Origin of the sequence: Actinomadura soli (assembly GCF_005889715.1) — a bacterium.
GTDB classification, from domain to species: domain Bacteria; phylum Actinomycetota; class Actinomycetes; order Streptosporangiales; family Streptosporangiaceae; genus Spirillospora; species Spirillospora soli.
This window is the reverse complement of record NZ_VCKW01000284.1, coordinates 1-9866: the sequence shown is the minus strand read 5'-3', so window position 1 is coordinate 9866 and position 9866 is coordinate 1. Positions and strand designations below refer to the sequence as shown.

The 9866-nt window shown below is 72.8% G+C and carries 7 protein-coding genes; 4 read left to right on the top strand and 3 right to left on the bottom strand.

The genetic code is table 11. From position 1 onward, the window contains the following. Positions 1 to 132 precede the first annotated feature (132 nt). From ETD83_RS35125 to ETD83_RS35115, 3 genes are all read left to right on the top strand, one after another. Positions 133 to 786: a WS/DGAT domain-containing protein gene (locus ETD83_RS35125; protein ID WP_171064616.1), complete on the top strand. Its 654-nt coding sequence runs from the start codon at positions 133 to 135 to the stop codon at positions 784 to 786. A 131-nt stretch (positions 787 to 917) separates the two neighbouring features. Further along, positions 918 to 2123 carry an NAD(P)/FAD-dependent oxidoreductase gene (locus ETD83_RS35120; protein ID WP_138649517.1) on the top strand — a complete coding sequence of 402 codons (1206 nt, stop codon included), beginning with the start codon at positions 918 to 920 and terminating at the stop codon, positions 2121 to 2123. A 46-nt stretch (positions 2124 to 2169) separates the two neighbouring features. Next, positions 2170 to 2619 (top strand): hypothetical protein, encoded by a 450-nt coding sequence (locus ETD83_RS35115; RefSeq protein ID WP_138649516.1) that lies wholly within the window; start codon positions 2170 to 2172, stop codon positions 2617 to 2619. On the opposite strand, the gene ETD83_RS35110 is transcribed toward ETD83_RS35115, so the two are convergent. Genes ETD83_RS35110 through ETD83_RS35100 form a run of 3 tightly spaced genes read right to left on the bottom strand, consistent with a single transcriptional unit; the run spans position 2606 to position 8904 of the window. Then, positions 2606 to 5275, bottom strand: a complete 2670-nt coding sequence (locus tag ETD83_RS35110) for a cation-translocating P-type ATPase (protein WP_138649515.1) — start codon at positions 5273 to 5275, stop codon at positions 2606 to 2608. The two genes, ETD83_RS35115 and ETD83_RS35110, sit on opposite strands and share 14 nt — an antisense overlap. A 13-nt stretch (positions 5276 to 5288) precedes the next feature. Beyond that, positions 5289 to 7946 (bottom strand): bifunctional acetate--CoA ligase family protein/GNAT family N-acetyltransferase, encoded by a 2658-nt coding sequence (locus tag ETD83_RS35105; RefSeq protein ID WP_138649514.1) that lies wholly within the window; start codon positions 7944 to 7946, stop codon positions 5289 to 5291. A gap of 46 nt (positions 7947 to 7992) precedes the next feature. Further along, complete coding sequence (locus ETD83_RS35100) at positions 7993 to 8904, bottom strand: universal stress protein (RefSeq protein ID WP_171064615.1); 912 nt, start codon at positions 8902 to 8904, stop codon at positions 7993 to 7995. Between the two features lie 260 nt (positions 8905 to 9164). Here ETD83_RS35100 and ETD83_RS35095 point away from each other — a divergent pair, with 260 nt between their 5' ends. Beyond that, positions 9165 to 9524 carry a hypothetical protein gene (locus ETD83_RS35095; RefSeq protein WP_138649512.1) on the top strand — a complete coding sequence of 120 codons (360 nt, stop codon included), beginning with the start codon at positions 9165 to 9167 and terminating at the stop codon, positions 9522 to 9524. Positions 9525 to 9866 lie beyond the last annotated feature (342 nt).

Genomic DNA, 9866 nt, shown 5'->3' with positions numbered 1-9866 from the left:
GTGGGGGCACGATCTAGCCCTCGACCTCGCACAGCGGGCCTGGTGATGAACAGTGCTCACCCACCGGTCGGCTTCATCAGCCACCGATCCTGCCTTCCCGGCCTGACCGATGCACCGCCATTAGGTGCTGACATGGCCGAGGTGGCCCGGATCCGCTGCGCGCTCGGCGGGTCGGTCAACGATGTCGTGCTGGCCGCCGCGGCGTCCGGGTTCCGGGATCTGCTGGCCGCGCGCGGCATGCTCACGCAGGATTCGGTCGTGCGTGCCCTGGTCCCGGTCTCGGTGCGGCCGACCAGCGAGCGCGGCGTCCTGTCGAACCGCGTGTCGGCCGTCCTTGTCGACCTGCCGTGCGGCGAGGCCGACCCGCTGCGCCGGTTCCGGCTGATCCGCGAGCAGATGGACGCCTGGAAGACCGGCGGGCAGGCCATCGGCCCTGACGCCTTCGTCAACCTCCTCGGTGCCGCTCCCGGAGTGCTCGCCGTGGCCGCTCATACGGCGCTGCGGCTGCGGCAACCGCTCGTCCACACGATCGTCACCAACGTGCCGGGGCCGCCGCTCCCGCTGTATGTGATGGGCCGCAGGATGCTGGAGCTGGCCCCCTACATCCCGATCGCCGTCGGCCTGCGGATCTCGATCGGCGTCGTCTCCTACGACGGCGGCCTGTCGTTCGGGGTCACCGCCGACCGCGACGCCGTCCCCGACCTGGGGACGTTGTGCGCAGGCATCTGTGACGGCATCGACGAACTCCTCAAGGGGACACCGCACGTCCCATCATCGCCGGCTTGAGCCGGGCGAGCGATCGTGCCCGGCCGGCAGGACCGAACGTCCTTGCCCAGAAGGGACCTTCGCGCGTACCGAACCGGCCGCCCCGGCGCGAACCTGGAGGTGAAGGCACCTACCCGGAGAAGGTGAGCGCGATGCGCAAGAAGGTCCTGGTCCTCGGCGGGAACTTCGGCGGGCTGACCGCGGCGATCAGCGTCAAGAACGCCCTGGACGGCGACGTGGACGTCACCGTGGTGTCGGCGTCCGACCGGTTCCTGTTCAACCCCTCGCTCATCTGGGTGCCGTTCGGCAAGCGCACCGGAGCCGACATCACCTTCCCGCTCGCGCCGACCTTCGAGACGCACGGCGTCGAGTTCGTCCACGCCGAGGCCAAGGCGATCGCGCCCCTTGCCAAGCGGGTGAAGACGACGGCCGGGACCTACGGCTACGACTACCTGATCATCGCCACCGGCTACCGCAACGACATGGCCGTCCTGCCCGGCCTGGAGACCGCCAACGGCGTCCACACCATCACCACGCTGCCCGACGCCGAGCAGGCGGGCCAAGGATGGCGACGATTCCTGGACGACCCCGGCCCCGTCGTCATCGGCGCCACCCAGGGCACCGGCTGCTTCGGCGCCGCCTACGAGTTCCTGTTCAACACCGCCTACCAGCTCAGGAAGGCCGGGCTGAACAAGCGGGTGCCACTGACCTACGTGACCGCCGAACCGTTCCTCGGCCACTTCGGCATCGGCGGCCTGCCCGGCGGAGAACGCCTCCTCAAGCTGTTCTGCAAGAAGGAGGGCATCAGAGCCATCACCGGCACGGCACTGGCCGAAGCGTCCCCCGGAAAACTCCTGCTGGACGACGGCGGCGCGCTCGACTTCACCTACTCGGTGATCATCCCGCCGTTCCTCGGCCAGCAGGTCATCGCCGCCACCCCAGGGCTCGCGGACGCCAAGGGCTTCGTCCCCGTGCACGACACCTACCAGGCGATCACCTACCCGAACATCTACGCCGTCGGCATCGCCGCCGCCGTGACCGTCCCGTGGACCACGGCCATCCCGGTCGGCGTCCCCAAGACCGGCTTCCCCACCGAAGTCCAAGCGCGCGTGGCAGCCGCCAACATCGCCGCCCGGATCCGCGGCGACGAGCAGACGCGCCACAAGAGCTTCGGCGACATCCCCGCCATCTGCGTCATGGACGCCGGCAACAACGGCGTGATGATCCTCGCCGACCGCATGCTCCCGCCGCGCCGGGCGGGCGTGCTGCTCCCCGGCCCCCAGGCGCACGCGGCCAAGCTCGCCTTCGAGAAGTACTTCCTGTGGAAGGCCCGCAACGGCCACGTCCGCCTGCCCTGAACCCGAACCGGCCACACTCGGTTCCGAACGCGAGGAGGCGACACAGATGATCGCCCGACACCAGCCACCCGACCGCCACGACCCGGCCGCCCCGACGCCGCGCCCGGCGCAGATGACCATCCCGATCGGCGACGGCCGCGAAGCGCGCCAAGGCTACGAGGTGACCGCGCCCACCCGGCTGCTGCGCACCTGGCGGCTCCTGTCCGCCATGAACGAGGAATTGCACGCCGCCGGTGCCGACACCGCCGGGGCGCACCGAGCCGCCATGATGTTCAACGTCCTGCGTGACGAACTGATCCGCTCGGTCTCCCAGCCGCTGGCCGCCGAAGTCCGCGAGCTGCTACCGCCGCTCGACGAGCACTGCGGCGTCGCGGGCACCCGCACAGCCTGTGCGGCCGCCCTTGCCTGGCTGGACAGCCTCATCGCGGCCATGCTCCTGCAGTCCGCCCAGCAGGGCGAACGCCCGGCCGGTCGGAAACACCCTACAAAGCCCTGACGCGGCGGCGGCGACGCAGTTCGTCGGCGGCCCAGACGATCACGGGGAACGTGGCGATGATGGCCAGCACGTCCCACGACAGCGCGGCGGTGCCGAACAGGCCCTGCAGGGGCGGCAGGTAGATCAAGGCGGCGGCGAAGATCAGTTCGAAGGCGATCCCGGCCAGCAGCAGCGGGTTGCTGGTCAGGCCGACCTCGCGGAGGGAGGCGTGGTCGGTGCGGGCGGCCATGGCGGTGCCGATCTGGCAGGTGACCAACCCCGCGAACGTGGCGGTGGTGGCGGTCAGGTACGCGTGGTGGAGCGCGGCGCCCTCACCGGTGGCATCGCCAGGGTGCCACCCGGCCCGCCACAGCACGTAGAAGAACACCGACATGACCAGCGCCGCCGAGACCAGGCCGAGGTAGCCCCAGGCCCGGATCAGCATGTCGCGGGAGATGACCCCCTGCCGGGACGGGCGCGGCGGGCGGTTCATGATGCCGGGCTCGGCGGGCTCGCGGCCGAGCGCCAGCGCCGGGACGGTCTCGGTGCCCAGGTCAATGGCGAGGATCTGCAGAACGGTCAGCGGCAGCGGCACCAGCCCCCCGCTCAGCGCGAAGACCAGGAACGGGACGATCTCCGGGACGGCGTGCGCGAAGATGTACAGGATGAACTTGCGGACGTTGTCGTAGACGCGGCGCCCCGACTCGATCGCGGTGACGATCGTGGCGAAGTTGTCGTCGGTGAGCACCATCGTCGATGCCTCGCGGGCCACGTCGGTGCCCGACCGTCCCATCGCGACGCCGATGTGGGCCTGGTGCAGCGCGGGGGCGTCGTTGGCACCGTCCCCGGTCATCGCCACGATCTGGCCGTGGGCCCGCAACGCGTCGGCGACCTTGAGCTTGGTCTCCGGCGAGGACCGGGCGAAGACTATCTCGGCGTCGCCGGTCAGCAGCTCGTCCAGCTCGTGGTCGTGGATCCGCTCGGACTCGGCGACCACGTGCAGGCAGGGGACGCCGATGCCGACCTCCGCGGCGACGGCGGCCGCGGTGGCGCCGTTGTCCCCGGTGACGATGTGGACGCGCAGGCCCGCGTCGTGACAGCGCCGCACCGCCCCGGCGACCTGCGGGCGCGGCGGATCGTACAGGCCGGCGAGCCCGAGCAGCCGCAACCCGGCCTCGGCGTCCTCGCGGCGGGCCGGAGCGCCGGCGCCGGGCGGCAGGTCCCGCACGGCGACCGCCAGCACCCGCAGCCCGCGCTGGGCAAGATCGGCGACCACCGCCATGACCGCGTCACGATCGGCACCGGACGTCCGGGCCAGGACGGCTTCCGGCGCGCCCTTGACGTACACGCGAAAGCGCCCATCATGCTGGGCGACCGTGGACATCATCCGTAGCCGCGCGTCGAAACGGAACAGCGCGCGGCGGCGTTCGTCGCGGGCCGCCAGCCGCGCGGGCAGGCCCGGTCCGCTTCCCTCGGCGAGCGCGATCTCCGTCGGGTCGCCCTGCAGCTCGCCGTCCTCGCCGTAGGAGACCGTGGTGCATTCGGTCATCGCCCGCGCCAGCTCGGCGGGCGGGGCTCCGGGACCGGTAACGGTGCCGGTCTGCGGGGTCCAGTGGGCCTGGAGCCGCATCCGGTTCTGGGTCAGGGTGCCGGTCTTGTCGGTGCAGATGACGTTGGTCGAGCCGAGCGTCTCGACCGCGCTGAGCCGTTTGACCACCGCGCCCCGCTTCGCCAGGACCCGCACGCCGACCGCGAGCGCGAGCGTGATGGTCGGCAGGAGCCCTTCGGGGACGTTGGCGACCAGCAGCCCGATCGCGAACATCAGCGCGTCGGTCAGCGGCAGCCCGACCAGCGCGCCGATCAGCAGGAACACCAGGCCCATGCCGACCGCCACCGCCGCGATCAGCCACGCGACCCGCTTGACCTGCGCCTCCAACGGGCTGTCGCGGCGAGGCGCGCGCTGGCTCAGCGCGGCGATACGGCCCAGCTCGGTGTGCCCGCCGGTGGCGAACACGATCGCCTTCGCCTCTCCTCCGGTGCAGGTCGTCCCGGAGAACACCAGGTTCGGCTCGTGTACCAGGGCGACGCCCGGCTCCGCCGGGGCCGCCACCCGCTCCACCGGAGCGGACTCGCCGGTCAGCATCGACAGGTCGACCTCCAGCCCCCCGCCGGTCAGCCTGGCGTCGGCGGGGATCTTGTCGCCCTCTTCCACGACGATGAGGTCTCCGGGGACGAGGGCGGCGGCCCCCACCGCCTGCCTGCGTCCGTCCCGCACCACGTGGGCCATTTCCGGCAGGTAGGCGGCCAGCGCCTCCACCGCGTTCTCGGCCTGGTGCTCCTGCAGCAGCGCGAACACGGCGTTCACCACGATCACAGCAAGGATCGCCCAGCCCAGCACCGGCATCCCGGCCATGAACGCCAGCGCGCCCGCGCCCCACAGCAACAGCGCCAGCGGATGCAGAAGCTGGGCGGACAGCAGCCGGGACAGCGACCGCTTCTCCCGCCGCCGGACCTGGTTCGGCCCGTACACGGCCAGCCGACGGGCCGCCTCGCGTCCCGACAGCCCCCGGTCACCGGTGCGCAGCTCCTTGCGGAGCAGCGGCAACGGCTCGCGCGGATCGGCGGCCGTCGTGCCCGCGCCCGCGGGCTGCCCGGCTCCCGGGTGGTGACGTCGCACGATGTCCCTCCCGTCAGCGGAGGCGGCGCAGGTAGGGGTCCCATGTCCGGCGGGGCGCGACACGAACACGGGCGTCGACGGCTACGACGCCGTCCAGGCGGACGATCGTGGGGTTGAGGTCGAGTTCGGCGATCTCGGCGTGGTCGGCCACCAGGCGGGACAGCCGCAGCAGGGCGTCGCGCAGCGCCGCGACGTCACCCGCCGGGCGGGCGGGGTGCCCGAGCAGCAGGGAGGACAGGCGGGGCTCTCGGATCAGGTCGTCGGCCTCGCGGCCGGTGAGCGGGGCCAGGCGGGCGGCGCGGTCGGCCAGGGCGTCGGTGTCGATGCCGCCGGCGCCGAAGACGACCACGGCGCCGAACACCTCTTCCTGGACGGCGCCGCACAGCACCTCGACACCCTCGTCCGCCATCGCCTGGACGACCACGCCTTCGAGGTCGTCGCCGAAGCGGCCCGCCAGCCACCGGAAGGCGTCGCGGACGTCCTTGTCCCCGTGCAGGTCCAGCTGCAGGGCGCCCGCCGCGGTCTTGTGCACCACACCGGGCACGTGCGCCTTCAGCGCGACCCGGCCGCCCAGTTCGCCGGCGGCCGCGACCGCTTCGGCCTGGGTGCGGGCCCAGCGCCATGGCGCGAGCGGAAGGCCGTAGGACTCCAGCAGCCGGAAGGTCTCGGCGGGCGGCAGCCACCCGCCCTCCGGCGTGCCGGACAGGAACTCGCCGACGATGCGGGACGTCTCGTCCGGTCGAAGTCCGGAGAGGGCTGGTGGCGCGTCGGACGGGACGCCGCGGCGCCGTGCGTGCGACCAGGCGTGGGCGAACGCGCGGACGGCGTTCTCCGGGTAGGCGTAGCACGGGATCTGGTCGTCGGTGATCGCGACGGTTTCCGGCTGGCCCAGGATCACGGCCGCCATCGGCTTGTGGCCGGTGGCAGGCTCGCCGTCCAGCGCGGTTCGCAGGTCGCCGAGTGCGGTCGGGGCGATCAGGGCGAGCACGATGTCGACGGCGTCGTCGGCGGCGACCGCCTCGATCGTCTCGCGGAACAGGTCGGCGGGGACGGCGGCGGTGGTGTCGACGGGGTTGGCGACCGCGGCGCAGGACGGCAGCATCGCGGCCAGGCGCCGGCGGGTGGCCTCGCCCAGGACCGGGACGGTCAGGCCCGCGTCTGCGCAGGCGTCGGCGGCCAGGACCCCGCCGCCGCCCGCGTTGGACACCACGGCCACGCGCGGGCCCGCCGGCAGCGGCTGGGTCGCCAGCAGCGCGGCGGCGTCGACCAGTTCGCCCAGGTCGTCGGTGGCCACGATGCCGGCCTGGGCGAACAGCGCGCGGCGGGTGAGTTCGGGGGTCGCGGCGGCCGCCGTGTGGGAGGCGGCCGCGCGGGTGCCGGGGGCGGAACGTCCCGCCAGGACGGTCAGGAGCGGGATCTTCGCGGCGACCCGGCGGGCCGTGCGGGCGAACTTGCGGGGGTTGCCGAACGACTCCACGTGCAGGATGCCCAGCCTGGTCGTCTCGTCCGACTCCCACCACATGAGCAGGTCGTTGGCGCTGACGTCGTACTTGTCCCCGACGGAGGCGAATGTGGAGAGGCCGACCCCGAGCCTGGACAGCTGTTCGACCAGGGCGATCCCGACGCCGCCCGACTGCACCGCCACACCCGCCGCGCCGGCGGCCGGATGACGGGCGCCGAACGTCGCGTCCAGCCCGATCGCGGTGTTCGCGATGCCCAGGCAGTTCGGGCCGACCAGCCGCATGCCGTGCTCGCGGCAGGCCGCCAGCAGGTCGCGGCCCTGCTCGGCGGTCAGCCCGGAGCTGATCACCACCAGCGCGGACGTCCCGGCCCGCCCGCACGCGGCCGCCGCCTGGACGACGGCGTCCGCCGGTACGGTGATGACGGCCAGATCGGGCGGCTCCGGGAGGTCGCCCAGCGCGGCGACGCACGGTACCCCGTGCAGGTCGGTGCCCGCCGCATGCGGGTTGACCGCGTAGACGGCGCCCGCGAAGCCGCCGGCGACGATGTTGCGAACGATCTCCGCGCCGACCGTCCCGCGGAGCCGGGACGCGCCGACGACCGCGACCACCCGCGGCCGCAGCAGCGGTTCCAGACTGGCGACGTCCGCGCGCCGCTCCCGTTCGCCGACCGCGTCCAGGTACCCGGCGGCGTCGGACACCAGTGGAATCGTCAACTCGACCACGCCCTCGCTGGTCCGGCGCCGCACGGGCATCCCGGCGTCGGCGAACACACGCAGCATCGGGGTGTTGGCGGGAAGGGTATCGGCGCGGAAGGCGACGACGCCGTTGGCGCGGGCCAGCGATCCCAGGTGCTCCAGCAGGAGCGTCCCGACGCCACGGTGGTGCATCCGGTCGGCGACCGCCATCGCGACCTCCGCCTCGCCGGGGACGCCGGTCGGCTCGTACTCCGCGACCCCGATCAGTTCCTCGCCCAGCCATGCGCCCAGCGCCGCGTGATCGTCGCCGTCCGAGCGGCACACGCGTGCGGCGACCTGGGCGGCCATGGCCCGGTTGATGCCGAAGAACCGCAGGTAGAGGCTCTCCTCGCTCAACGCGCTGTGCAGTTCGCGGACCGCCTCGCGGTCCGCGTCGCCCAGCCGCCTGATCTCTGTCTGGGTGCCGTCGGTCAGCAGCGCGAAGACGCGCCCTTCGATAAGCCTCTCGGTCATGTCTCCAGCGTCCGACGCGGCCGGGTAGCGGTTCAGCGTCCCAAGGTCACCCGCGGCCGGGACCTTCGTCCTTTTCCGTCCCGGACCAGGCGCGGACGACCGCGACCGGGCACGGCGCGTGGTGGACCAGCGCGTGACTGACCGAGCCGAGCAGCAGGCCGCGGAAACCGCCCAGCCCTCGCGAGCCGACAACGAGCAGGCGCGCGTCGCCCGCCGCGTCGATCAGGACCTCCCTCGGAGCTCCGGTCACGAGCTCTGTCTTCACCTCCACGCCGGAGTGGCGTTCGCACAGCGGGATCATCATCCGAGCGAGGGCGGTCTCGGCCGCCTGGCGCAGACCCGCCTCGTCCACCAGCGCCGACAGGTCCTTCGCGGGCGTCGGATCCCAGGCGACGACCGCGCTCAACGACAGCCCGCGGGCGTCGGCCTCGGCGAAGCCCATCGCCAATGCCGCCCGCGAGGCCGCTGAACCGTCCACGCCAACCACCACGCGCCCAGCGCTCTGCCCCTGCTCCTGCTCCAAGTGCGGGCCCGGGGCGCCGCGGACGATGATGACCGGGCACGCGGCATGCGCGGCCACCTGCGCACCCACCGAGCCGAGCACGAGCCCGGTGAATCCGCCCAGGCCGCGCGGGCCCAGCACGATCAGATCCGCGCTTTCGCCCGCCTCGATCAAGCTGCCGGGCGCCGGCCAGCGCTTGAGCACCGCCCGCACCTTCACCTCGGGCATCACCTTCCGGACATGCTCCAAGGCGCCGTTCAGGGTGCCCTCCGCGATCCTCCTCACATCCAGGACGGGCACAGCGATCGGGCCGCCGCGGTAGGCGCCCCAGGCGTGCAGCACGGTCAGCAGCATGCCGCGGGCCCGGGCCTCATCAGCGGCCCAGTCCAGAGCCCGGACACTGCCTTCAGAGCCGTCATAGCCGACGACGACCCCCGTGATCGGCTCGGTGTTCATGCCCTCTCCCCTCGCGTCTCCGCCGTTTCGGTCACCTTCAGCCTGACCTGCGCAGACCGTCCCCGAGGAGGGACATCGGTCCGCGGGACACGGGACCATCGGCCCTCCTGGACAGATCACCGAGCCGGATCGCCAAGTCGCTCCGCGGCGGCGTCGCCCGGGCCGTACGGCGGCATGAACCGGGACGAAAGTCCCTGGGGCGGAGGCGCGCGCAAGATCGACGCTGGCGGCGCTGATCCATTCACCCGAAGGAGGCCGCCGTGCCCGACACAGCACCGAACGAACTCGACATCCAGGTCACCACCATCAAGAACGTCCCGCAGGAGGACATCCAGCACGCCCGCGACGTCGTCGCCCGCGTCCTGGCGCACGCCCCGCGCCCGGTCCTGCACGCCAAGATCACCCTCAACGTCCTCCCGGATCCCGCCGTGCCGCGGCCGAACCTGGTCTCGCTGCGGGTCGACCTCAACGGCGTGCCGGTCAACGCCTACGCTTCGGCGGCCTCGATGCCCGAGGCCATCAGCCTGGCCGGCACCCGCCTGCGCGCCCGGGTGGAGCACATGGCCCGGCTCCGGCACACGCGCCGCAGATCGCACCACGGCACCGCGGCGACCGGCTGAACCCTGCCACCGATTCCGCGTCCCCCGATGGCCGCCCATTGAAGGGACCCGGTGCCGCAGGCAGGGGCCGGACGGCGGTCACCACAGGACAAAGGTCCCTACGCCCATACCGGCGGGCGGCAGACGCTGGAATCGGCACCGTAAAGCCGCCACTGGGCGGCGCGCCATCCCGGAAGGAGCTTCGCGATGGCGAGGCAGATCACCACCCCCGGTTACACCGACCGCACCGCGTTCTCCGGCCGGCGCCTGGCCGGTTCCGCCGTCATCGCGCTGCTGGCGTTCGGGTACTCGGTGTGGGCGATCGCCGGGTCCGGCTACGAGGTCGTCTACAAGGGCACCCTG

Coding starts and splice junctions, on each gene's coding strand:
- ETD83_RS35125 (WP_171064616.1), top strand. CDS start 133: ATGGCCGAGGTGGCCCGGATCCGCTGCGCGCTCGGCGGGTCGGTCAAC.
- ETD83_RS35120 (WP_138649517.1), top strand. CDS start 918: ATGCGCAAGAAGGTCCTGGTCCTCGGCGGGAACTTCGGCGGGCTGACC.
- ETD83_RS35115 (WP_138649516.1), top strand. CDS start 2,170: ATGATCGCCCGACACCAGCCACCCGACCGCCACGACCCGGCCGCCCCG.
- ETD83_RS35105 (WP_138649514.1), bottom strand. CDS start 7,946: ATGACCGAGAGGCTTATCGAAGGGCGCGTCTTCGCGCTGCTGACCGAC.
- ETD83_RS35100 (WP_171064615.1), bottom strand. CDS start 8,904: ATGAACACCGAGCCGATCACGGGGGTCGTCGTCGGCTATGACGGCTCT.